Below are 24007 nucleotides of genomic sequence, written 5' to 3' on the forward strand. Positions count from 1 at the left end.
GTATTGGATCTTGTACTGGCTCATCCCAACCCACGTGACCTTTGGTAGGGGTCACCACTAGGAGAGGAGGCGCCATGCCAACTATTACTCTTCCCGACGGCAGTCAACGTTCATTCGATCATTCGGTTTCCGTAGCCGAGGTCGCCGCATCCATTGGTGCAGGCCTGGCCAAGGCCACCGTGGCCGGCAAGGTCGATGGCAAGCTGGTTGACGCCAGCGACCTGATCACCGGCGACGCGAGCCTGCAAATCATCACGCCCAAGGATCCAGAGGGGCTGGAAATCATTCGCCACTCTTGCGCGCATCTGATTGGCCACGCGGTCAAGCAGTTGTACCCGACGGCGAAAATGGTCATCGGTCCGGTCATCGAAGAAGGCTTCTATTACGACATCGCCTATGAGCGTCCTTTTACTCCGGACGACTTGGCAGCCATCGAACAGCGCATGCACGCACTGATCGAGAAAGATTACGACGTCATCAAGAAGGTCACCCCACGCGCCGAAGTGATCGACGTGTTTACCGCCCGCGGCGAAGACTACAAGTTGCGCCTGGTGGAAGACATGCCGGACGAGCAGGCCATGGGCCTGTATTACCACGAAGAATACGTCGACATGTGCCGTGGTCCGCACGTGCCGAATACGCGCTTCCTGAAATCCTTCAAGCTGACCAAGCTGTCGGGTGCTTACTGGCGCGGCGACGCGAAGAACGAGCAGTTGCAGCGGATCTACGGCACTGCCTGGGCTGATAAGAAGCAACTGGCGGCCTACATCCAGCGCATCGAAGAAGCCGAAAAGCGCGACCACCGCAAGATCGGCAAGCGCCTGAACCTGTTCCATCTCCAGGAAGAAGCGCCAGGCATGGTGTTCTGGCACCCGAACGGCTGGACGCTGTACCAAGTGCTTGAGCAGTACATGCGCAAGGTTCAGCGGGATAACGGTTACCTGGAGATCAAGACGCCTCAGGTAGTTGATCGCAGCCTGTGGGAGAAGTCCGGGCACTGGGCCAACTACGCCGACAACATGTTCACCACCCAGTCGGAAAACCGCGACTACGCCATCAAGCCGATGAACTGCCCTTGCCACGTGCAGGTATTCAACCAGGGCTTGAAGAGCTACCGCGAGCTGCCGATGCGCCTGGCCGAGTTCGGTGCCTGCCACCGTAACGAGCCATCGGGTGCCTTGCACGGCATCATGCGTGTACGTGGTTTTACCCAGGACGACGCCCACATCTTCTGCACTGAAGAGCAGATGCAGGCCGAATCCGCTGCTTTTATCAAGCTGACCATGGATGTTTATCGCGACTTCGGCTTTACCGAAGTCGAAATGAAGCTGTCCACTCGTCCGGAAAAACGCGTCGGCTCCGACGATTTGTGGGACCGCGCCGAAGCTGCATTGGCCGCCGCCCTTGATAGCGCGGGCCTTGCGTACGATCTGCAGCCGGGAGAGGGCGCTTTCTACGGTCCGAAGATCGAGTTCTCGCTAAAAGATTGCCTTGGCCGTGTCTGGCAATGTGGTACCTTGCAGCTCGATTTTAACCTGCCCATCCGTCTGGGAGCCGAATACGTCTCCGAAGATAACAGTCGCAAGCACCCGGTAATGTTGCACCGGGCGATCCTTGGATCCTTCGAGCGTTTTGTTGGCATTCTGATCGAGCATTACGAGGGCGCGTTCCCTGCGTGGCTGGCTCCGACCCAGGCAGTGATCATGAATATCACTGATAAACAGGCAGATTTTGCCGCTGAAGTTGAAAAAACTCTCAATGAAAGCGGGTTTCGTGCCAAGTCCGACTTGAGAAATGAAAAGATCGGCTTTAAAATCCGCGAGCATACTTTGCTCAAGGTTCCCTATCTCTTGGTTATCGGAGATCGGGAAGTCGAGATGCAGACTGTCGCTGTGCGTACTCGTGAAGGTGCTGACCTGGGCTCGATGCCCGTCGCCCAGTTCGCTGAGTTTCTCGCGCAAGCGGTTTCCCGGCGTGGTCGCCCAGATTCGGAGTAATTACTATTAAGCGTGAAATGAGACAAGATAAACGAGCTGCACCGAAAGCCCCGATCAACGAGAATATCTCGGCACGTGAGGTTCGGTTAATCGGGGCTGAAGGCGAGCAGCTTGGGATTGTGTCAATTGAAGACGCGCTTCTTAAGGCTGAAGAAGCCAAGCTCGATTTGGTGGAAATTTCCGCCGATGCAGTACCTCCTGTTTGCAAGCTGATGGACTACGGCAAATCGATCTTCGAGAAGAAGAAGCAGATTGCCGCAGCCAAGAAAAACCAGAAGCAGATCCAGGTTAAAGAAATCAAGTTTCGTCCAGGGACGGAGGAAGGGGATTACCAGGTAAAACTGCGCAACCTGGTACGTTTCCTGAGTGATGGGGACAGGGCCAAGGTATCCTTGCGATTCCGCGGCCGTGAGATGGCCCACCAGGAGCTGGGGATGGAACTCCTCAAGCGAGTTGAAGGTGACTTGCTCGAGTACGGTTCGGTCGAACAGCATCCTAAGATGGAAGGACGCCAGCTGATCATGGTCATCGCCCCGAAAAAGAAGAAGTAATCAATAGGGCACGGCAGGCCTTCTGATTATGTTTATCAACTGAATGCGGAGTACCGAACATGCCAAAGATGAAAACTAAAAGTGGTGCTGCTAAGCGGTTTCTGAAAACTGCTAACGGTATCAAGCACAAGCACGCTTTCAAGAGCCACATCCTGACTAAAATGTCGACCAAGCGTAAGCGTCAACTGCGCGGTAGCAGCTTGCTGCATCCGTCTGACGTGGCAAAAGTCGAGCGCATGCTGCGCCTTCGTTAATTTTAGTCAAGAATAGAGGAAGTAACTCATGGCTCGTGTAAAGCGTGGCGTCATTGCCCGTAAACGTCACAAAAAAATTCTGAAACTTGCTAAAGGCTACTACGGCGCGCGTTCACGCGTATTCCGTGTTGCCAAGCAAGCGGTAATCAAGGCTGGCCAATACGCCTACCGTGACCGTCGTCAGAAAAAACGTCAGTTCCGCGCTCTGTGGATCGCTCGTATCAACGCTGGTGCTCGTGTTAACGGTCTGTCCTACAGCCGTTTCATTGCCGGCCTGAAAAAAGCCTCCATCGAGATCGACCGTAAGGTTCTGGCTGATCTGGCAGTGAACGAAAAAGCGGCGTTTGCTGCGATTGTCGAGAAAGCTAAAGCCACCTTGGCTTAAGTACCCCCGACAGTCACCCTGGGCCGCTTCCGTGGCCCAGGGTGTTAAACGTCTTAAATAGGGGAAGAGCCTTCAAGCTCTTCCCCTATTTTGTATCTGGAGTCTGTACATGGAAAACCTGGATGCGCTGGTCTCTCAAGCACTAGAGGCTGTGCAAAGCGCAGAAGATATCAATGCCCTGGAGCAAATCCGGGTTCACTACCTTGGCAAAAAGGGTGAATTGACTCAGGTGATGAAGACCCTGGGGAATTTGCCGGCAGAGGAGCGTCCGCAAGTCGGCGCGCTGATCAACGTCGCCAAGGAGCGTGTCACAGAGGTTCTTAATGCGCGCAAGGCGTTGTTCGAGGAGGCCGATCTTGCGGCCAAGCTCGCCGCCGAGTCCATTGACGTGACCCTGCCTGGCCGTGGCCAGACCTCAGGCGGTCTGCATCCGGTTACCCGGACTCTGGAACGTATCGAGCAGTTCTTCACCCATATCGGCTACGGCATCGCCGAAGGCCCTGAGGTCGAAGACGACTATCACAACTTCGAGGCGCTCAACATCCCAGGCCATCACCCGGCCCGTTCGATGCATGACACCTTCTATTTCAATGCGAACATGCTGTTGCGCACCCATACCTCGCCGGTACAGGTCCGCACCATGGAATCGCAGCAGCCGCCGATCCGCATCGTCTGCCCAGGCCGTGTGTACCGTAGCGATTCTGATATCACCCACTCGCCGATGTTCCACCAGGTCGAAGGCTTGCTGGTTGATCGCGACATCAATTTTGCCGACCTGAAAGGGACTATCGAAGAGTTTCTGCGGGTGTTCTTCGAAAAAGAACTGGCCGTGCGTTTTCGCCCTTCGTACTTCCCGTTCACCGAGCCGTCCGCTGAAGTCGACATGGAATGCGTGATGTGCAGCGGTAAAGGCTGCCGCGTCTGTAAGCAGACCGGCTGGCTGGAAGTCATGGGTTGCGGCATGGTTCACCCCAACGTGTTGCGTATGTCCGGGATCGACCCGGAAGAGTTCTCGGGCTTTGCCTTCGGCATGGGCGTTGAGCGTCTGGCCATGCTGCGTTACGGCGTGAACGACTTGCGTCTGTTCTTCGACAACGACTTGCGGTTCCTCGCGCAATTTCGCTAGTCGTAACGAACCTTTAGGAGAGCAGGATGAAATTCAGTGAACAATGGCTGCGTGGCTGGGTAAGCCCGCAGGTAAATCGCGATGAGCTGGTTGCTCGTTTGTCGATGGCCGGTCTTGAGGTCGATAGCGTTACGCCGGCCGCCGGTATTTTCAGCGGTGTAGTGGTGGGAGAGGTGCTGAGCACCGAGCAGCACCCTGATGCCGACAAATTACGTGTGTGCCAGGTCAGCAATGGCGCGCAAACCTTCCAGGTCGTGTGCGGAGCGCCGAACGTGCGCCCGGGCCTGAAGATCCCATTTGCCATGATCGGTGCCGAACTGCCGGGCGACTTCAAGATCAAAAAAGCCAAGCTGCGGGGCGTCGAGTCCAACGGCATGTTGTGCTCCCAGGCCGAACTGCAGGTTGGTGAGGGCAACGACGGCCTGATGGAACTGCCGGCCGACGCGCCAGTGGGCCAGGACATTCGTGCCTATCTGCAACTGGAAGACGCCAGCATCGAGGTCGACCTGACCCCGAATCGTGGCGACTGCCTGTCCCTGGCCGGCCTGGCTCGTGAAGTGGGCGCGTTGTACGCTGCGACCGTCACTCGTCCGGTGGTAGCGGTAGTGCCTGCGGTCCACGATGAAGTTCGTTCGATCGAAGTGCTCGCTCCGGCTGCCTGCCCACGTTACCTGGGCCGGGTCATCCGTAACGTCGACCTGTCCAAGCCAACGCCACTGTGGATGGTTGAGCGCCTGCGCCGTGCCGATGTGCGCAGCATCGATGCTGCTGTCGACATCACCAACTACGTGATGCTGGAGCTGGGTCAACCGCTGCACGCATTCGATCTCGCCGAAATCAACGGTGGCATCCGCGTACGTATGGCCGAGGAAGGCGAGAAGCTGGTCCTGCTTGATGGCCAGGAAGTCACCCTGCGCAGCGACACCTTGGTGATCGCTGACCACTCCCGGGCCCTGGCGATTGCTGGCGTGATGGGGGGCGAGCACAGTGGTGTGTCCGCGACCACCCGCGACGTATTCCTCGAAAGTGCCTTCTTCGACCAGATCGCTGTTGCTGGCAAGGCTCGTTCCTACGGCCTGCATACCGACGCTTCGCACCGCTACGAGCGTGGCGTGGATTGGCAACTGGCCCGTGAAGCCATGGAGCGCGCCACTGGCCTGCTGCTGGAAATCACCGGTGGCGAAGCTGGCCCGATCATCGAGACCGTCAGCGAGCAGCACTTGCCGTCGATTGCCCCGATCACCCTGCGCGCCTCACGTGTTGAACAAATGCTCGGCCTGGTCATTGAGCCCGCTGAAATCGAGCGCCTGCTGTCGGCTCTCGGCCTGGGCATCAGTGCTGATGGGGCAGGGCAGTGGCGCGTAGAAGTGCCAAGCCATCGCTTCGACATCAGCCTGGAAGTGGACCTGATTGAAGAGCTGGCCCGTCTGTACGGCTACAACCGTCTGCCGGTTCGTTACCCGCAAGCCCGGCTGGCACCGCAGCCCAAGGCCGAAGCGCGAGCGCATCTGCCTGAATTGCGTCGCCTGCTGGTAGCCCGTGGGTATCAGGAAGCGGTGACCTATAGCTTCATCGATCCGAAACAGTTCGAGCTGTTCAATCCGGGCGTCGAACCGCTGTTGCTGGCCAACCCGATCTCCAACGACATGGCCGCCATGCGCTCGTCCCTGTGGCCAGGTCTGGTGAAAGCGCTTTCCCATAACCTGAACCGTCAGCAAGACCGTGTGCGCATGTTCGAAAGCGGCCTGCGGTTCGTTGGTCAGTTGGAAGGCCTGAAGCAAGAGCCGATGCTGGCTGGCGTGGTCTGTGGTAGCCGCTTGCCGGAAGGCTGGGCGCAAGGTCGCGATGTCGTGGACTTCTTCGACGTCAAGGCTGACGTGGAGGCGGTGCTGGGCTTTGCCGGTGCACTGGATGCCTTCACCTTTGCCCCGGGCAGTCATCCAGCGTTGCACCCGGGCCAGACCGCGCGTATCGAGCGGGACGGTCGCCTGGTAGGCTTCGTCGGCGCTATTCACCCTGAATTATCGAAAACCCTCGGCCTTGACCGTCCGGTTTTCGTTTTCGAGCTGGTATTGGCTGAAGTAGCCTCGGGCAAAATGCCGAAATTCAGCGAGTTGTCGCGTTTCCCTGAAGTACGACGTGACCTGGCGCTGATAGCCGATCGCGAAGTAGCGGCCAGTGCTGTTCTGGACGTAATCCGTGAAAATGCAGGGGAATGGCTGACGGACCTCAGGCTATTTGACGTCTATCAGGGTAAAGGCATTGATCCGCATAGAAAAAGCCTTGCAGTTGGCTTGACCTGGCAGCATCCATCGCGCACTCTTAATGACGATGAGGTGAATACCACGACACAAAATATCCTCACCTCGCTCGAACAAAGGTTGAACGCCACGTTAAGGAAGTGACGTATGGGGGCTTTGACGAAAGCTGAGATGGCGGAACGTCTGTATGAAGAGCTGGGCCTGAACAAGCGCGAGGCCAAAGAACTGGTCGAGCTGTTTTTTGAAGAAATCAGGCACGCTCTTGAAGACAACGAACAGGTCAAGTTGTCCGGTTTCGGCAACTTTGACCTGCGGGACAAACGTCAGCGGCCTGGCCGCAATCCAAAAACGGGAGAAGAAATCCCGATCACGGCTCGCCGTGTGGTCACCTTTCGTCCAGGGCAGAAGTTGAAGGCCCGAGTTGAGGCTTATGCTGGAACCAAGTCATAACGACGAACTACCCGTCATCCCGGGCAAACGCTACTTCACCATTGGTGAAGTCAGCGAGCTGTGTGCGGTCAAACCGCACGTGCTGCGCTATTGGGAGCAGGAGTTTCCTCAACTCAACCCCGTCAAACGCACTGGGAACCGTCGGTATTATCAGCGCCAGGATGTGCTGATGATCCGACAGATCCGTGCGTTGCTGTACGACCAGGGGTTCACCATCAGTGGTGCGCGCTTGCGTTTGTCCGGTGATGAGGCCAAAGACGACACCACCCAATACAAACAACTGATCCGCCAGATGATCTCGGAACTGGAAGATGTGCTGGTGGTCCTGAAAAAATAATTCAGGCTTTTAAAAATACTTCCACATTTCAAAAGCTTGCGGTATATTCCTGATCGCTTCTTTCTGAAGCGAACCCAGTTTCACGCCTAGTCGGGGCGTAGCGCAGTCCGGTAGCGCACTAGCATGGGGTGCTAGGGGTCGAGTGTTCGAATCACTCCGTCCCGACCATATTTTTCAATGACTTAGCCCAACTTTAGCGAGTTGGGCTTTTTCATGCGTAGGGACTTTTGCGGGGGATCATCCCGTTTTCCTCCTCAAGATTGTTAGGGCCGGCCCGCGAGAGTCGGTCTCTGATACTTTGTTCGCAGCCTCAATCAGATGTTGCAGCTCCGGGGTAGAATAGTGGCTCGTAATGCTACCGTTCTTATGCTCCAACAACGCGTTGCGATCTTCCTCTGTCACGCTTGCTGCACGTAGCTTTCTGCCAAAGGTGTGTTTCAAGTCGTGAATCCTGATCGATCTAAACCCAGGGTGTGCTGGCGCTTGATGGGTCTTTTCCCACTTATCCGCTGCGCGCACCCTGGCTTTCTTCCAGGCCGAGTCGTTCATTCGATGCATTGCCGTTGGCCCGAATTGATCTGGCTGCCCGTATGGGAATACCAGGTGTAGGCCGCGCTGATTGTCGATGATCGACATGGCCACCTTGTTCAGGATCACCAGGCGCTCATCGCCATTCTTCACCCCGGCTTTCTCACTTCGCCCGCCGAACCCGGCAGGTATCAGAAACACGCTGGTGTTCAACGGCGGCACACGTATCTCCCAATCCCACCTCAACTTGCAGATTTCCTGTTCCCGGCAGCCAGTGCTCACCTTGTAGAGGGCCATCCTCAGCAGGTGGTCCGGCAGCTCGGCGAACAGCATTGACTGCTCATCCCATGACAGCGGGTATTCGTGGTTACTATGACAGTTAAATTTCTAGGGCGAGTTCAGACCACAATCTTCAAGCATTCGCATTTTCACGGAAGTAGATTTGGATGGGTTGTCTAACCGAGCCCGCCAAGCCACGGACGTCATTAACCAGATTGAGCGCGGCAAGCCCTGCGGCATGCACCACCCCGCGGGAGTCCTGATCAAGTACTACGTCCATCCCGCCAGCCGTCAGTAATGCACGTGTCGAGTCAGAAATGCCGTGCCCGATGAACACGACCGGTGATTCTGATGGCAAGCCTTCCAACGCCTTTGCCACACCTGCTGCACCATCTCGCGTTACATAGACCCCGGTAACGTTGGCGTAGCGGGGAAGCGCGTCTCTTAGCGCTACATAGGCTTCTTCTTCATCCGTGGGGAAGTCGGGTTCCACCGCCCAGCGCAAATGTTTGAAATCCTCTTCCAGAATTTGTTCGAAACCGGTCCTGCGTTCGCTCTGGTCCGGAAGACGTGATGAATCAGACAGAATGATGACGGTGCCAGATCTGCCTGCAGTGAACTTGCCCATCAGCAGTCCAGCGGTTCTCCCCATCATCCGGTTGTCAGCGCCTAGAAACAGTGCGCGTCGGCTCGCCGGTCGATCCGAAAAAACCGTTATCACCGGTATCCCTACCTCGCAACACGTGTCGATGAATTGATCCACCCACGGATAATCCAATGGTAAAAGCACGACGGAGTCATACCCGCGCAAGGACTCTGAGAGCTGTGCGGTTTTCACATTATCGGAGAAGTCACAACGGTAGAAGGATGGCGTAATCCGGTGCTCTCTAAAGAAGCTGGCTGAGAGGGCAATATCGCGTTCAACCTTGTCGACAAATTTTGACCTGATTACAGGCATCACGAACGCCACTTTTATGGATGTGTGCTTGGCGGGTCGTCCTCGGCTGGCTCGGGTATTACGCAAGCTGTCCAAGGCAGCTTGGACACGCTCGACAGTTTCTGGACGGACCGCAGAGTCGTTGCGAATGACCCGATCGACTGTTGCCACGCTCACGCCAGCAAGCCGGGCAATGCTCACTCGAGTGGCTGCCATCAGTGCCCCTGCTTTGTCGGGGTTGAGAGGGATTTGTCGATTGGTTGCATTTTCATTAAAAGGCTTCGGTTGTTCGGCCTGAAAGTGATCGAAACGCTAGCTGCGTTCGTTCGGACTTTCGTGGGCTGATGTGGAAATGATGAATATTCAAATATAACACCATCGTGTGGCGCGACAGCATCGCAGGTTCCCCATCAGGAACTGATCAAGTGGGGAGCGCAACGATGCATGGAAATGCCGCCATTTACCAACATTCTAAATGTGCGCTTGGTACAGCAGGGCCGCCAGTGCACCCCCTACGAACGGACCTACAACCGGCACCCAGGCATAACTCCAGTTGCTGCCTTGCTTACCCTGGATCGGTAACAGCGCATGCAAGATGCGAGGCCCGAGGTCGCGGGCTGGATTAATGGCAAAACCTGTGGCCCCACCGAGAGACGCGCCTATTCCCATCACCAGTAGCGCAACAGGCAAGGCATCCAGTGCGCCAAGCCCGATACTGGCACTCGCCAGTTGCAGAATGCCGAAGACAAGGACGAACGAGGCTACCGCTTCCGATATGATGTTTGCAGGGAGGTTACGCACTGCGGGGCCGGTAGAAAATGCCGCGAGCTTTGTACCTGCATCCTTGGTTTCGCCAAACTGTTTGTAGTACGCGGCCCAGACAAGCAATGCGCCAAACGCCGCGCCAACCGTTTGTACACCGATATAGGGCAGAACTTCGGCCCAGGGGAACCTGCCAGTCATGGCGAGTGCGACAGTTACCGCTGGGTTGAGATGCGCGCCGCTGTTGTAAGGTGCAGCGCAGAATACCGCGATAAATACAGCCATTGCCCAGCCAACCGTGATAAGGAGCCAGCCACCGCCTAGCGCCTTCGAGCGAGCCAATATCACGCTAGCAACGACGCCATTACCGAGAAGCACGAGCAGTGCGGTGCCGATGAATTCTCCAAGCAGGGGTGTCATGTCGATATCTCCAATATTGTTGTTGTTTTAGGGGTTAAAATATCTTTGGCGCAAATGAGTTTTTACTTGAAGCCCCATATACTTTTGCGCGGAGGCGCTGGGCTAAAAGCCTAGGCACCCCATCGCAACGCAGCGGTGTGCACCGGACTGTCCCAATGTTCCTTGGTCATCTCATCCAATATGCAAAGCGTGAACGATGCGCCAGCCATTTCGAGAGCAGTCGTGTAGTTGCCAACAAGCGAGCGGCTCACTGACAGCCCTTTTTTGTCGAGCCACTTCTGTGCGCAGTTGAAGAGCAGATAGAGTTCGCTGAGGGGGGTAGCGCCGAGTCCGTTGACAACCAGCAAGACTTCAGAGCCCTGAGCGGGTTGTAGATCATTGCAAATGGCTTCCAGTAGCTCGGCAGTAATGGCGTCTGCAGACATTAGTTTGTCGCGACGACGCCCAGGTTCGCCATGTATGCCCACACCAATTTCGACTTCATCGTCACCGATTTCGAATGTGGTGGTTCCTGCTTCCGGGACGATGCAACTTGTCAGAGCAACACCCATTGATGCCGTATTCTTGTTGACCCGGTCACCGAACGCTTTGCAGTGCTCCAGGTCCGCTCCCGTTTCGGCTAGGCTTCCGACTAGTTTCTGCACGATGACGGTACCGGCCAAACCACGCCGGCCGGTCGTGTATCTTGAGTTTTCTACAGCGACGTCGTCATTGATCAGTACCGTGGCCGTTGCCAAGTTGGACATGTCGGATGCCATTTCAAAATTGATCAAGTCGCCGGAGTAATTCTTCACAATGAACAGAACTCCCGCGCCGGTATCGACAGCTTGCGCAGCTGCCATCATCTGGTCAGGGGTGGGCGAGGTGAACACTTCGCCAGGGCAGGCAGCATCCAGCATGCCGCGTCCGATAAAACCGATATGAAGGGGTTCATGGCCGGATCCTCCACCCGAAACAAGGGCGACTTTGCCGGGGGTCAGGACCTTGCGTTCAAGGTATGTCGGCTGCAAGTTCAGGGCGGTCAGGTCCGAGTGTGCAGACGCGAAGCCAGATAGGGTTTCGACGAGGAAATCGTCAACGTGATTGATAAATTTTTTCATTATTTTTTTATCCTTGGAGTGACTTCGTCATCTGTTGACACGCGACTGAAAGGCAGCCGGGCGACCGCTCACAGAGAAATTATGCACTCTCTTTCTTAACAAGCATGTCTCGCATTGACCACATGCCGTGTGCCACTTCCCTAGCCTGCTCAGCAAGGCCTCACAGAAGAAAATCGCCGTTGCTCGCCACCTCATCCCAGTCGTTCTACGACGAGGAGGCAGTGCGCTCATTATCCTGGTGATGCCTTTACTTCTTTCCTGTGCCCTTATCAGCCCCACAGCGCATGCTGCGACTGTTTGGGCTTTCGAGCTTATACTTTTGTCGTGTAATGATGGCTTAGTTTTTTGATATTACATCAGTTGTCATCAAATACAATCTCACGGACCTGTTTTTTCATGGAGCCCACCTCGTTTTCGCAGGCGGCACATCCACGTCAACGACCCGCACTGACAAGAACCGGCTGCCCATGACTTTGCGTGGGTAAACAGTTGGTCTGAAGGAGGTGACGACGCCAGTGACGACTAAGTGATGATATTTTTACCTAAAATGATTTGTTTTTAAAAATTTAATACGTCATTGTTGTGCTCGGCGACACGTTGATTGGCTGTGGAGATCTCCTCTAAGCCTCTTGGCGATGGAAGGTTCGGACATGATCCTGTCTCAATCCGAACGTTGCACGAACCTCGAGTAGTAATATTTTCCAGGCTTGCATCGCTTTAAGGTATCTGCAGGATCAGCAGTGGTTTGTTGATCCCGCCGTCTAATAAAAATTGGTCACCTCTGGTGATTGCTCTGCCCGGCGACTGCCTACGTAGTTCTCCGGACCGGCATAACCAGGTGAGTGACAGTCAACGGAAAACCGCCATGAAAAAACTCATCAATGACCCAAATTCCGTCGTCGAGGACATGCTGGAAGGCGCTGTGTTGGCCAACCGGAATCTAATGCTCCTGGAAGGTGAAAACATCGTAGTCCGCAGAGACTTTCAGGCGCTTGCCGCTGCCAATAAGGTATGTATTGTTTCGGGTGGCGGAGCGGGGCACGAGCCTGCTCATGCCGGTTACGTGGGGCATGGCATGCTCACCGCTGCGGTCGCCGGGTCCGTGTTTACCTCGCCGAGCGTGGACGCAGTTCTCAGCGCAATTATGGCTGTCGCCGGCCCCGCTGGCGTGTTGTTGATCATCAAAAACTATACTGGCGATCGACTCAACTTCGGACTGGCCGCGGAAATTGCTCGTACCGCAGGTGTCCTGGTTGAGATGGTCGTGGTGGGTGATGACGTCGCCCTGGACAATGATGGCGGTTTGGTTGGTCGTCGAGGCATTGCAGGCACTGTATTTATTCATAAAGTAGCGGGTGCCGCCGCCGAAGCCGGGCTTTCCCTCTCTCAGGTGAAGAGTGAAGTTGAAACAGCCGCCACCGGGCTGTTCAGCATGGGCTTGGGCTTAAGCGCCTGTACCGTACCGGCCGCCGGTAAACCGGGCTTCAAAATCGAAGATGACGAAGTTGAGTATGGTCTTGGTATCCACGGTGAAAGTGGCGTACGCCGAGGTCCTATCCAGCGTGCCGATGAAATGATTAAGACGCTGTTGGACAGGATTATTGACCAAGGGCGTTTGCAGGCGGGTGAGCGCGTGGTGCTAATGGTCAATAACCTGGGTGCCACGCCCGCACAGGAGTTGGACATTGTCGCCCGTCGGGCACTCTTGGGATGCATTGAGCACGGTCTCAAGGTCGAAGCTGTCATGGTCGGCACCTTTCTCACCGCACTGGAAATGGCGGGCTGCTCGATTTCCCTTATGCGTGTCGATGACCCCCTGATGTTACGTCTGCAAGCGCCTACTGAAGCGACGGCTTGGCACGGGATGACAGAACCGGCCCGGACCATTTCGCGTCAGCCTTGTAGAGGTCCCGTTGCAGAGTCCGCTTCGATCGCAGGCGCCTGGTCCTCCGACAATGCCAGGCAATTCAAGACCATTCTGCAGTCGGTCACCCTAGCTTTACGCCAACAGGAAGAAGTCTTGACGGAGCTGGACTCCGTGGTCGGTGATGGCGACATAGGTATCAGCCTGGCCCGCGGCGCACGTGCAATTGAAGATTCACTCGGCATCCTGGACCTTGATCGGCCGGCAATCGCTCTCCAACAAATTTCGGCCATTTTGCGCCGCGCATTGGGTGGTACGTCCGGCCCCTTGTATGCGGTCTTTGTTTTGCGGGCCGGAGTTGCGTTATCCGGGGCCGGTAATCTGAACGCGGTGTCAAGCTGGGCCAACGCCTTCCAGGCGGGCTGCGACGCAATCGTCAATCTCGGAAATGCCAGTCTTGGCGACAGGACGATGTTGGATGCGCTACTGCCAGCAGCCTTGGCTTTGCACGCATGCCCCGATGAGCTTGAGGCTGTGGGCGTTGCAAAAAAGGCCGACGCCGCCGCCTCGAAAGGTGCAGAAGAAACACGCAATATGATGCCCCTGAAAGGTCGCTCTTCGTATATCGGTCAACGAGCTCTGGGGCACGTGGACCCCGGTGCCTACGCCGTGACCGTCTGGACTAAAGCCATCGTATCGGCCCTGGAAAGCCCCGGTCGTTGATCATCCAGGGAGCAACCGTAGCGCCCGTTAAATCGTTTAGAGGCCCTCGGCAGCCATCGTGGGCTTTTCTTTGCCTGCGATTTGACCCCCCTCAATCTGGCTATATGCATCGCGCCAAAACCCTGTTCGGGCAGGCTGCATGAGCCCTATTCGCCATCACCACACCTAACTATTTGAACAATAGTAAGTTTTTTGGTTTTTAAAAGTGGCACGGCAAATGCGTCAGCTATTCGTACATTCATGAGGCGCCGGCAAAGATCGGCAGACTCCACACCGTGATAGTGAGGCAAAAAATGAACGCCATTGATCTTCTAAAAGCCGACCACGAAAAAGTCAAAGCTATCCTGACCCAGTTGAGCGAGTCCACAGAGCGGGCCGTAAAAAAGCGTACCGAGCTTCTAGACAAGCTTGAGATGGAGATCACCATCCATACCCAGCTTGAGGAGCAAATTCTCTATCCAGCCTTCAAGGAAGCTGGCAGTAAGGAGCAAGACGAGATGTACTATGAGGCCAAGGAAGAGCATCGAACCGTTGACTCGCTTGTCCTGCCAGACCTGAAGGGGACAGACCCAAGCAGCCCCGAGTTCGCCGGCCGCGCGAAAGTGCTTAAAGAGCTGCTGGAGCACCACATTGAGGAGGAGGAAACAGAAATGTTCCCTCAGGCCAAAAAGCTTCTAGGCAAGGCCAAGCTTGACGAACTTGGCGGGCAGATGCTGGAAATGAAGGCATCACTTAAAAAAAACCTGAGCGCTTCGAAGCTAGCCGCTTAGGCCGCTCAAGCCCACTCCGCTCGGGTGGCAAGCCCGAACAGCTCGCGCAAACCACTGATACCCAGCTTGCGGTACAAGCGTTTGATGTAGGTCGCGGCACTGATGGGCCGTACGCCCAGTCGCTCGGCAATCTCTTCAACAGTATGGCCGGTCACCATCAGGCGCAGTAGCTCTTGTTCACGGGCGGTCAGTTCAACGTGCTGCTGTCTTATCACCCGCTCTGTCAGCAGCAGAGGCATCTCGTTGGCTTGCAGGTAAGCGTGGTAGTGCAGGCGTACTGCTTGAACCAGCAGTGGGGCGATGGTTTCCAGATAGTCCATTTCCTGTTCGCAGAAGTGTCCATGTTCACGACCACGATAGAAGTTCACCGATAGCCAGCAATGGCTTTCGCAGTGTGTGAGTAAGGCCACCCGTTCGCAAATCTGCGGCTGCTCATAGCAGATGCGCCGGTACTCGGTATGGGCAATGTCGTCGATGGACTGGCGCTGCACTATGGTGCTCTCGCCGGTGCCCCACTTGTTCATGGCCTGCCGGTTGCCATCCTGGTCATGAAAGCGTTGGACGTATTTGTTGGAAATCATCGGCAGCGAGACTTCCCGGGCCCGGTCCGCGAAGGAAAACACCTGCGGGTTGCGGCGTTGCGGATAGGCGAAGATGGTGCACTGGGCCAGCGGCACGCTGGGGCCGATGACTTGCAGCAGGTCAGCCGCCAGAAATTTGCTGCGGTTCAGGCCAATCCTCGCCAGCAGGTTGGCGGCGTGACCGATATTAAGGCTGTGTTCACTGCGGCCGGAACGCAAAGGCCAGTATTGCATGGCGTGTTCCCTCTGAGTGTCGGGCAGATGTGTTGTTATTATTGCCAAGGACTTGTGCCCGCCACTTTAGCACTCCACCAGCGTTCAATGGGCCGGCTATGGAGCAGTGCTGGCGATTCGCCCGGCGAGTGGCAGGCGCAACGCCAGCAGGGCACCAATGATCATCAGGATCGCGGCATAGGCAAATCCTGAGCCGAAGCTGTGGGTCAGGTCTTTCAACCAGCCGATGACCAGCGGGTTGAGTGCCGAACCGATATTGCCCACTGCGTTGATTACCGCGATGCCCACGGCGCGGGCGCGGAAACTCAGTGCCTGGTCCGGCGTAGTCCAGAATATCGACATGGCAGTGTACGAGCCGCTCGCGGCCATGCACACACCGACCAACTGCAGCGATGCATGAGTCGACAGCGCCGTGAGGATCCAGCCCGCCGCCGCCAGCAGCATCGGCAGCACCAGGTGCCAACGCCGTTCGCGGGTGCGATCCGAGTGCAGGCCCCAGACGATCATCAGGATGATGGTGCAGATTTGTGGAATGGCCGCCAGGAAGCCAATCGATTCGTTGCTGCCAGCGCTGTTGAAGCTTTTCACGATCAGCGGGGTCCAGACCGCGATCATCGCCAGGGTATTAACCAGGCAGAAGTAGACCACGCAGAACAGCAGGATACGTGGCGAGGCCAGCTCGGCTAACAGGCTGCGATCATGCTCTTGGACGGGCGCGTTAGTGTCACGGTCGGTATCAAGGGCGTGCTGGAGCAGCGTCTGTTCTTCGCGATCCAGCCACTTGGCCTGCTGCGGACGGTCATCCAGGTAATGGAACACCACGAAGCCCATCAGCACCGAAGGCAAGCCTTCGAGCAGGAACAGCCATTGCCAGCCCTTCAGTCCCCAAATGCCATCCAGCCCTAAAATCAGGCCCGACAGGGCTGAGCTGAAACCGGCGGTAAAGGGCATGGCGATCATGAACAGGGCGTTTGCCCGGGCTCGATAGGCGGTGGGGAACCAGAAGGTCATGTACAGCAACACGCCAGGCAGGAAGCCGGCTTCGGTGACTCCAACCAGTGTGCGCAACAGGTACAGGGAGGTGGCATCCGTGGCGAACAGGGTGCAGGTGGAAGCCAGCCCCCAAGCAATCATCAGGCTGCCGATCCAGCGGCGGGCACCCACTCGGGCCAGGGCTATATTGCTGGGAATACCACAGGCGATATAGGCAATATAGAAGAAGGTGGAGGCCAGGCCGAACTGGGTTCCACTCAGGCCCAGGTCGTCCATCATGGTCAGGCCGGCAAAGCCGATGTTGATTCGATCCAGGAACGACAGCACGAAGCAGACGAACAAAAACCCGATCAGTCGTTTGGATACCTTGTTGCACACGCGCTGATAGCGCTCGAGAGACCACGCAGCAGCCGTGCTGGCTACGGTGGCAGTGGTGCTTTGAGTCATTGGGGGACTTCCTGATTATTGTTATAGGAAGGCTCGCCGGCCTGTAATAACAGGCCGGCGGCAAACAGCACGAAAGGTCGGTGGGGCTATAGGTCCTGCAAGGCTGCGCGGGTCAGTTCGCTGAATTGCTCGGCATTTCCCAGCGCCTCAGCGCTGAGCAGGGCCAGTTTCACCAGAAATATTTCGCGCTTGCCTTGTGCTGCCTGGTCGAGGGCGTCAGCGAGTTGGTCATAAACGTTTTCAAGGTCCGAGGTGCTCAGTTGCTTCTGTTTCATGGTCATGCCCTCACTCATTGCCCAAGGCGGTTTCGATGGCGTTACGCAAGGCCAGCCCGCTGAGCTGGTGCCAGCGCGCGCAGACGTGCTGGTCCGGCCGTGCCAGATAGGCACTGCCAGCGACCGCGCCGTATTTGTTGCGCAAATGAGCGCTGCGATCGTCGATCAGTCCATCGGCACCGCTGACTTGGGCTTGCTGGTTGCCGGTAACGGCGAGGATCTGCAGGGGTACACCTTGCTCGCGCAGTGCCTGCGCCTGTGTCTGGATATCCTTCGCAACCTCGGTGGCATCGGTGAAGTACAGCAGGTAAAAAGACGCGCCCAGCTTGTCAAAGAGGAACTGGTCGTCACCCAGCTGAATGTTCAGTAGGGGTGCACCCTGGCGCGGCCCGCATTCGAAGCGGGTGTTGTCGTCGTCTTTGCAGTTCAGGGAAGAGTCGACGTAGTCATGGGCGCGCGAGGTACGCCAATGGTAGAGCGGGCGGACGAATGCCTGGGTCAGCGACAGCGACAGCACCGCATCGCGCACCAGGCAATGGCCCGGGGTTGGCGGGGTCATGAACCGCGTGCTTTTCCCCGCTTCGGCGATGATCTCACGGGCGGCAGCCACACGCTCTGTACTGTACGAGGCGAGTAGGCCCGGGCCGGCCAGGCCCTTGATGGTCAGGGACAGCTTCCAGCCCAGATCATGGCAGTCCTGGAAGCCGGTGTTGGCGCCGCGAACGCCAAAAATCGGCAGCAGGTGCGCGGCATCGCCGGTGAAAATCACCCGGTCATGGATGTAGTTCGGCAAGGTCAGCGCCCGTGCGGAATACACCGAGCACCAGTCCAGTTCCCACTGCGGATTTTCTACCCCGACAATGCCCAGTTGTGCGTTGATTCGCTCGCGCAAGGACTCGGGCGACAAGGCCTGCTCCGGCGTTTCATCCAGCGGTAGCTGATAGTCGATTCGCCAGATATTGCCTGGCTCGCGGTGCATCAGCACGGTGTTGCCGGGGTTCCAGTGTGGGTCGAAGTAGGCCAGTCGCTCAGTCGGCAAATCGAGGTCGATCTTGATATCGGCAATCACGAAGCGACCCTCATAGGCAGCGCCTTCGAGTTTCAGGCCGAGCAGGCTGCGAATGGCCGAGCGAGCGCCGTCGGCGGCGACCACCCAGTTGGCTTGCAGCCGGTAGCTGCCGGCGGGTGTGTCAATGTCCAGGGTGGCGTAATCCTCGGCCTGGGTCAGCTGATCCACCTTGTTGCCCCAGCGCAGCTCGACCAGTGGATTGGCCTGGCAGGCGTCAACCAGAAACTGCTCCAGACAGGGCTGTTGCAGGTTGGTCATTGGCGCGAAGCGGTCATCCGCGTCATGGGGGGCCTCCATGCGAAAGACCCGTTGGTTGCGGTAGAAGGAGTTGCCAAAGCGCCAACTCAGCCCCGCCTCGACGACTCGATCCGCAACTCCGACTTGCTGGAGAATCTCCAGGGAGCGGCGAGTGAATACGATAGCGCGGCTGCCTTCGCTGACCTGTCGTTCGGATTCCAGTACGATCGATGGTATGCCGTAGCGGGCCAGGTCCAATGCCGTGGTCAGGCCAATGGGCCCCGCGCCGACAATGACCACTGGGCGACGTTCAACCTGGCTGGCACCTACGCTGGCGGTGTGGGCAGGGAAAACCTGGTAGTCGAAATAAATAGAGCGGCGTGGCTCGGCGAGTGGTGTGTGCATCGCGATGCGTCTCCGAATTTTTGTGATTGTTGGCCTGAGCCAGTTCGCAATTTCAGGCGACTTTAAGGCCCGCGTGGCAAAGGGATGTCCCCTTGAGGGGACAACTTGCTGGTAGGCCCCGGTATGGCGAACGATAACGGGCGGAACTATTGCTACTCAGCCTGTATACAGCCGGCTCAAGGTGTACGAAGCCTTGCGCTACTGCCCATGTACACATCACGCCGAAAGCCAATTCGACCTGTTCAGCTTCTCGGATGCATCGAGCATGGAACGCTTGAATTTCCACCACGCGATGGTCAACGGCCAATAGCTCTGAACGAACTTTGCCTGGCGGCCATGGCCGTCTTGGGGAGTGAGCGATTCGAGTTGCAATGACGTATCAACCCAAGATCAATGAGAGCGTCGGTAGACCATTGTTATAATGTTTCATTGAGCGTGAATGCCTGACGAAAGTGCTGGCGAAATCCGGATGCCGCTCAAAGAGCGGTATCCAGGTTTATTTTTAGTTATTCAATGGCTGGAGCGTACTGTTTCTTGTCATGCCCTATTTGTTGTTGCTGCAATATTTAAAGATGGCTAGCGACGCTTTAGATTTTTGGAAGCGCACATCACCCACATGACTCTGTCAGCGTTCAATAGCCAGCAAAGGATCCAAAGCTCTGTGATTTGGTGAAGGGAACGATTAAACAGTCATTCATACAGTCGATAGCCGGTATCTCGATATTCAATAGTACTTGTTGCTGCCTCCATGGGTCTCTGATCGCCCAAGAAAATAGGCTGGTTACTCATAAGCTCAAGATTTTAAAGATAAATTTGTCATGTAGGTCTAATTGATAGCCTGCTATCTATGTGTTAGCGTCGCGGCCCTTCAAGTTGTGCGCGCAATACGCCTTCTTCTCTAACACGTAATAGAACGCATCCAGTAAGGCTTCCAGTGAAGATCAAGATCATTCCTGTCAGTGGGTTATTTATAAGCATTGTTGCAACGGGAGCCATGGCGCAGGAGCAAATGTTCTCCGCGAACTCTCGATGGATGACCGGCGATTGGGGTGGTTTGCGAACCGAATTGCTGGGTAAGGGATATGACTTTCAATTCAGTTATCAGTCGGAAAGTGCCTCTAATCTTCACGGCGGATATAACCACGACTCTACGGTCCGTTATACCGATCAATTCAACATGGGCGGTGCATTTGATCTTGAAAAGATTCTGGGTTGGGAGCAGGCCAATCTTCAGTTACTTATTACAGAGCGTAGCGGTCGAGACATAACCAATGATCGTCTTACAGACTCACGCACGGGTACGCTCGGGTCTTCGGTCCAGGAGAACTACGGACGTGGCCAGACCTGGCGCATTACCACATTGGCGTATCAACAAAAATTCTTCGATGACGTTTTGGACATAAAAGTGGGCCGCTTGCCTATCGGCAGTGACTTCGATTCGACAGGTTGTGTTTTTCAGAACAACTCATTGTGCGGCGGCCTGGTTGGTCACGCGTCCACCGTTTGGTACAACTCACCAGTGGGGCAATGGGGAGGGCGAGTCAAGGTCAACTTCACCCCGAAAATCTACGCCCAGGTGGGCGCCTACGAATACAACCCGAGCCTGCTGGAAAGCAACAACGGCTTCAAGCTGAACACATCAGGACGACAGGGAACGACCTATGTCGGCGAATTGGGTTGGACACCGTCGTTGGGTGAGGCCGGGATGGCGGGCAAGTACATGGTCGGAGGCTACTGGAACAGCGCAACGGCCAATGATGTGCTTGAAGATGCCAACGGCCAAAGCAAACAAGTGACTGGCGAGGCGGCAGATCAGCTTGATGGGCGCTATGGCATGTATGCCTATGCTCGCCAGCAAATCACCACCGTGGGCGGTGACGCCAAGCGTGGTCTCAGTGTGTTCGCCCATTACTCCCAGTACGACAAGCGCAGCAGCACTCTGGATTGGCAGGCTCAGGTGGGCGCTATTTATGCCGGTCCATTCGACGCCCGTCCGCAGGATTCGCTGGCGATTGGCTTCAGTGAGCTGCACGTCAATCCGGCGCTGACAAAAAATCAGCACTTGCACAACGAAGCGCGCAATCTCACGGACTATGATAACCCGGCTTATCAGCCGATCCAGCACGCTGAGTACGTGGCAGAAATACATTACGACTTCAAATTGACGCCTTGGTTGATGCTGCGTCCCAACATTCAGTACCTCTCCAATCCCGGCGGCGTTTACGAAGTGGATAACGCCACCGTTGTAGGCTTGACTGTCAATACTGTGTTCTGAGCTGCGGCTTTTCACTCCTTCACACAATAGGAAAACAACGATGATTCTCAGAGTGACAAGTATCGTGATGGCGATACTGGGTATTGCGCTGCTGTACATGGGCGTACAGTTGGTGGCTGTCGGTGGTTCGCCAGCGTATACCGTTATTGCCGTTGGCGTGCTGGTGACGGCGGTTTTGATATTCCTGAAAAAAAGAGCGGCGCTGCCCCTGTACGCACTGATGATGTGGGGGATTCTGATCTGGATCATCTACGAGGTTGGCTTCGATAAGTGGCAGTGGATTCCCCGTGGCGGTCTGTTCGCGCTGATAGGGTTTTGGCTGGCACTCCCTTGGGTGGTGCGTCGGCTTAATCAGACCCAGGCGCCCGCCGATACCCGCGGTTTTCATCCCTTCCTGGGTGGCACGGTAGGGGTAATGATGGTGATCGTGATTGCCGTCATGTTCTACGATCCCTACCCGATACAAGGTCAGCTCAGCAATCCTGTGACGTCACGCAGCACCGATGTAGCAGGGAAGGACTGGGTGGCTTATGGCGGTACCAATAATGGCCAGCGCTTCTCCAGCCTGGACCAAATCAAGCCAGACAATATCAAGAAACTGTCGGTTGCCTGGGAGTACCACACCGGCGACCTGCGCGACGCTGAAAAAGATGCCAGCGAGTACACGTTTGAAGCGACGCCCCTGAAGGTCAATAACCGGGTGTACCTGTGTACCGCTCATAACGAGGTGCATGCCCTGAACCCGCAGACCGGGAAACTGGACTGGAAGTACGCCCCGCAGAAAAACCGCTCCTACCTGCAACAGCATCAGACCTGCCGAGGCGTGAGTTATTACTCTGCGGCTTCCGATAATGGTCAATCCGCTGCGATGCAATGCGAAAAACGCATTATCACGGCAACGGCGGATGCCAAGCTGGTGGCGCTGGACGCGGATACCGGCAAAGTGTGCAATGACTTTGGCCTCAACGGTGTGGTTGATCTGAGTGCCAACATGGGCGAGATTCGCCCACATGCCTTGATGCAAACAGCGGCGCCGCTGGTGGCGGGCAATCTGATTGTTGTCGGTGGCTCGGTCATGGACAACGGTTACAACGATGGCAACCCATCCGGCGTGATCAGGGCCTACAACGTGATCACCGGCCAGTTGGTGTGGAACTTCGACCCCGCCAGTCCGGAGAATACCCAGCCGATTCCGGCGGACAAGACCTATCCCTACGACACCCCTGTCGCATGGGGCACCCTGAGTGCCGACATGAAAAATGGTCTGGTCTACGTTCCTTTCGGTAATGCCTCGCCCGATGAACTTGGCACCCAGCGTGACCCAAACAGCAATACTGAAAAATTCCGCGATACCCTGGTGGCGCTCGACCTGAGCACGGGTGCGTTCAAGTGGAAATTCCAGACTTCGCACAACGACCTGTGGGACCGCGATAATCCTTCGCAGCCTACGCTGGTCGACCTGGGTAAGGAGGGTAGCAAGCAACCGGCACTGCTATTGCCAACCAAAGTCGGTAATATCTTTGTACTCAATCGCCTGACAGGGGAGCCAATTGTCCCTGTCGATCAGGTCGAGGTCTCGACCCAAGGTGGTGTGGAGGGTGAGCACTTTGCTGCAACACAACCGGTTTCCAAGCTCAACTTCATTCCTGAAGCGCTGACGGAAAAATCCATGTGGGGCATGACACCTTTTGATCAGATGTCTTGCCGCATCAGCTACAGGCAGCTGCGTTACGATGGTAATCCATGGACGCCAAGTACCGAGTCTGGCTCGCTCATTTTTCCTGGCAACATCGGTGCCTTCAACTGGGGCTCGGTGGCTGTCGATCCTGACCGGCAGATCCTGATCGCAGCGCCTGTGCGTCTCGCCTACAAATACAACCTGATCAAGCGTACTGCGCAAACAGAAGACAAACGCCTGTTTACCCAGGATGGAACGCCCTACTGGAACGAAAACTTCAAAGGCGACTATGCCATCCGTATTCAGCAGTTCGCCTCTGGTCTTGGGGTTCCCTGTATCGCGCCGCCTTGGGGGCGCATGGTCGGGGTTGACCTGAACACCGGCAAAACCGAATGGATGCGTCGCACTGGAACCACTAAAAACCTGAAAACCAGTTTCCTGCCAGGGCGCTTCCCGATCGGCTTCCCGATGGGCATGGTTGCCCATGGTGGGCCCTTGGTAACTGCTGGTGGCGTGGTTTTCCACGGTGCAACGGCTGATAACTTTATCCGTGCCTACGATATCAATACGGGCGAAACCCTCTGGCAGACCGAACTGCCCGCGGGCGGGCAGGCCACGCCATCGACCTATATGGGCAGCGATGGCAAGCAGTATGTGATCATCTCTGCCGGTGGTCATGGCTCCCTTGGAACAACCCTGGGGGATAGTGTGATTGCGTTCCGCCTGGATTAAGCGATCGGTCTGATAAAGAAGGGCCGGGCACTCAAGTGTCCCGGCCCTTTGTCGCCAGTGCCCACGGCATTGGTCGCTGCGGATCAGTCTTGCGGCAGGTTATTGAATATTTTTTCCAGCGTTGCGTTCAGTTTGGTGATCTGGGCTTCAGTCAGGCCTTTGAAACTGGTGCGGAAGATATCGCTGGTACCCTGCTGGATTTCCTCGATGGCATGGCGGCCTGTGTCGGTGAGCGAAACCTGAGTCACCCGCCCGTCACTGGCGCTGGTACCAGCGCGGGATGTCCATATCGATTTTCTTCAGCGCTTTCTCCATGGCCATTGAGTAGCGGCTATGC

Annotated in this window: 21 protein-coding genes, 1 tRNA gene and 1 pseudogene; 14 read left to right on the top strand and 9 right to left on the bottom strand. The window is 56.3% G+C overall.

Features of this window, described 5'->3' with window-relative positions; all coding sequences use genetic code 11:
- Positions 1-74: 74 nt before the first annotated feature.
- The 9 genes from thrS (at position 75) to GIR22_RS10915 (ending at position 7529) form a co-directional block, all read left to right on the top strand.
- Positions 75-1997, top strand: a complete 1923-nt coding sequence (gene thrS / locus GIR22_RS10875) for a threonine--tRNA ligase (RefSeq protein WP_154743332.1) — start codon at positions 75-77, stop codon at positions 1995-1997.
- Positions 1997-2548, top strand: a complete 552-nt coding sequence (gene infC, locus GIR22_RS10880; RefSeq protein ID WP_169857083.1) for a translation initiation factor IF-3 — start codon at positions 1997-1999, stop codon at positions 2546-2548. The genes thrS and infC overlap by 1 nt, the downstream gene beginning before the upstream one ends.
- A 59-nt stretch (positions 2549-2607) precedes the next feature.
- Complete coding sequence (gene rpmI / locus GIR22_RS10885) at positions 2608-2802, top strand: 50S ribosomal protein L35 (RefSeq protein WP_002553160.1); 195 nt, start codon at positions 2608-2610, stop codon at positions 2800-2802.
- Positions 2803-2830: 28 nt separating this feature from the next.
- Positions 2831-3187 (top strand): 50S ribosomal protein L20, encoded by a 357-nt coding sequence (rplT, locus tag GIR22_RS10890; protein WP_002553161.1) that lies wholly within the window; start codon positions 2831-2833, stop codon positions 3185-3187.
- A 109-nt stretch (positions 3188-3296) separates the two neighbouring features.
- Positions 3297-4313, top strand: coding sequence for a phenylalanine--tRNA ligase subunit alpha (gene pheS / locus GIR22_RS10895; protein ID WP_047229332.1), 1017 nt, complete (start codon positions 3297-3299; stop codon positions 4311-4313).
- A gap of 26 nt (positions 4314-4339) precedes the next feature.
- The gene (pheT, locus tag GIR22_RS10900; protein WP_154743333.1) at positions 4340-6718 is read left to right on the top strand and encodes a phenylalanine--tRNA ligase subunit beta; all 2379 of its coding nucleotides are present in this window, start codon (positions 4340-4342) and stop codon (positions 6716-6718) included.
- A gap of 3 nt (positions 6719-6721) precedes the next feature.
- Positions 6722-7024 (top strand): integration host factor subunit alpha, encoded by a 303-nt coding sequence (ihfA, locus tag GIR22_RS10905; protein WP_002553164.1) that lies wholly within the window; start codon positions 6722-6724, stop codon positions 7022-7024.
- Positions 7005-7361, top strand: a complete 357-nt coding sequence (locus tag GIR22_RS10910) for a MerR family transcriptional regulator (protein WP_093414414.1) — start codon at positions 7005-7007, stop codon at positions 7359-7361. Before ihfA ends, GIR22_RS10910 begins: the two co-directional genes overlap by 20 nt.
- Before the next feature lie 91 nt (positions 7362-7452).
- A tRNA-Pro gene (locus GIR22_RS10915) sits at positions 7453-7529 on the top strand.
- Positions 7530-7598: 69 nt separating this feature from the next.
- On the opposite strand, the pseudogene GIR22_RS10920 reads toward GIR22_RS10915, so the two are convergent.
- From GIR22_RS10920 to dhaK, 4 genes and pseudogenes are all read right to left on the bottom strand, one after another.
- Positions 7599-8249 (bottom strand): annotated as a pseudogene (locus GIR22_RS10920) (tyrosine-type recombinase/integrase); the annotation flags it as partial.
- Between the two features lie 52 nt (positions 8250-8301).
- Positions 8302-9321, bottom strand: coding sequence for a LacI family DNA-binding transcriptional regulator (locus tag GIR22_RS10925; protein WP_154743334.1), 1020 nt, complete (start codon positions 9319-9321; stop codon positions 8302-8304).
- Between the two features lie 255 nt (positions 9322-9576).
- Complete coding sequence (locus tag GIR22_RS10930; RefSeq protein WP_154743335.1) at positions 9577-10287, bottom strand: MIP/aquaporin family protein; 711 nt, start codon at positions 10285-10287, stop codon at positions 9577-9579.
- A 110-nt stretch (positions 10288-10397) separates the two neighbouring features.
- The gene (gene dhaK / locus GIR22_RS10935; protein WP_154743336.1) at positions 10398-11387 is read right to left on the bottom strand and encodes a dihydroxyacetone kinase subunit DhaK; all 990 of its coding nucleotides are present in this window, start codon (positions 11385-11387) and stop codon (positions 10398-10400) included.
- Between the two features lie 865 nt (positions 11388-12252).
- Here dhaK and dhaL point away from each other — a divergent pair.
- Positions 12253-13974 (top strand): dihydroxyacetone kinase subunit DhaL, encoded by a 1722-nt coding sequence (gene dhaL, locus GIR22_RS10940; protein ID WP_154743337.1) that lies wholly within the window; start codon positions 12253-12255, stop codon positions 13972-13974.
- Between the two features lie 293 nt (positions 13975-14267).
- The gene (locus GIR22_RS10945) at positions 14268-14744 is read left to right on the top strand and encodes a PA2171 family ribosome-binding persister protein (protein WP_154743338.1); all 477 of its coding nucleotides are present in this window, start codon (positions 14268-14270) and stop codon (positions 14742-14744) included.
- A 5-nt stretch (positions 14745-14749) separates the two neighbouring features.
- Here the strand turns inward: GIR22_RS10945 and GIR22_RS10950 are convergent, their stop codons facing one another.
- From GIR22_RS10950 to GIR22_RS10965, 4 genes are all read right to left on the bottom strand, one after another.
- Positions 14750-15559, bottom strand: a complete 810-nt coding sequence (locus tag GIR22_RS10950; RefSeq protein WP_154743339.1) for a response regulator transcription factor — start codon at positions 15557-15559, stop codon at positions 14750-14752.
- Between the two features lie 96 nt (positions 15560-15655).
- Entirely contained in the window at positions 15656-16999 is a 1344-nt protein-coding gene (locus GIR22_RS10955) for an MFS transporter (protein ID WP_154743340.1), read from the bottom strand.
- Between the two features lie 86 nt (positions 17000-17085).
- Complete coding sequence (locus tag GIR22_RS10960) at positions 17086-17280, bottom strand: DUF2783 domain-containing protein (RefSeq protein ID WP_246208202.1); 195 nt, start codon at positions 17278-17280, stop codon at positions 17086-17088.
- 4 nt (positions 17281-17284) lie between these two features.
- A complete protein-coding gene (locus GIR22_RS10965; protein WP_154743341.1) occupies positions 17285-18985 on the bottom strand; it encodes an FAD-dependent monooxygenase in 1701 nt (566 codons plus the stop codon).
- Positions 18986-19424: 439 nt separating this feature from the next.
- Here GIR22_RS10965 and GIR22_RS10970 point away from each other — a divergent pair, with 439 nt between their 5' ends.
- The 3 genes from GIR22_RS10970 (at position 19425) to GIR22_RS10980 (ending at position 23670) form a co-directional block, all read left to right on the top strand.
- Positions 19425-19565 carry a hypothetical protein gene (locus GIR22_RS10970; protein ID WP_154743342.1) on the top strand — a complete coding sequence of 47 codons (141 nt, stop codon included), beginning with the start codon at positions 19425-19427 and terminating at the stop codon, positions 19563-19565.
- Positions 19566-19919: 354 nt separating this feature from the next.
- Positions 19920-21260: a carbohydrate porin gene (locus tag GIR22_RS10975; protein ID WP_343039648.1), complete on the top strand. Its 1341-nt coding sequence runs from the start codon at positions 19920-19922 to the stop codon at positions 21258-21260.
- A 40-nt stretch (positions 21261-21300) separates the two neighbouring features.
- Entirely contained in the window at positions 21301-23670 is a 2370-nt protein-coding gene (locus GIR22_RS10980) for a membrane-bound PQQ-dependent dehydrogenase, glucose/quinate/shikimate family (protein ID WP_154743343.1), read from the top strand.
- Positions 23671-23753: 83 nt separating this feature from the next.
- Here the strand turns inward: GIR22_RS10980 and GIR22_RS26750 are convergent, their stop codons facing one another.
- Positions 23754-23918 (bottom strand): hypothetical protein, encoded by a 165-nt coding sequence (locus tag GIR22_RS26750; RefSeq protein WP_377663096.1) that lies wholly within the window; start codon positions 23916-23918, stop codon positions 23754-23756.
- Between the last annotated feature and the right edge of the window lie 89 nt (positions 23919-24007).

It is taken from the genome of Pseudomonas karstica (assembly GCF_009707515.1).
In the GTDB taxonomy this organism is placed as follows: Bacteria; Pseudomonadota; Gammaproteobacteria; order Pseudomonadales; family Pseudomonadaceae; genus Aquipseudomonas; species Aquipseudomonas karstica.